The organism is Cytobacillus oceanisediminis 2691, from assembly GCF_007678455.1.
GTDB classification, from domain to species: Bacteria; Bacillota; Bacilli; order Bacillales; family Cytobacillaceae; genus Mesobacillus; species Mesobacillus oceanisediminis_A.
Window position 1 is genome coordinate 1 of the sequence record NZ_VEEP01000335.1, and the last position, 246, is coordinate 246.

Annotated in this window: 1 protein-coding gene; it reads left to right on the plus strand. The window is 42.7% G+C overall.

Features of this window, described 5'->3' with window-relative positions:
- The coding region (locus FS736_RS24725; RefSeq protein WP_186326944.1) for a hypothetical protein at positions 1 to 237 on the plus strand (237 nt) is incomplete at its 5' end.
- Positions 238 to 246 lie beyond the last annotated feature (9 nt).

The following is a 246-nucleotide window of genomic DNA, read 5'->3' on the forward strand; positions in this document are numbered from 1 at the left end:
GAGAAGTTATTTGGGTACCAGGAACATGGTGTTCTTTTTGCGATTGGGGAGATTAATCAGATACTCGTTCAATTGAAGAGGATTAAAATTGTGAAAGGGTTGGAGGAGAAATGGAATGTGATGGTGGTGGTGGAAAAGGGGGTTGGGGATAAAAATGTTTGGAAAGAGGGGAGTAGGATGAATGTGTTTGTGATTGAGGAAGTGCTCAAAGATGTTGTGTGGAGGAGGGAGGGCTGAAAAAGGTAT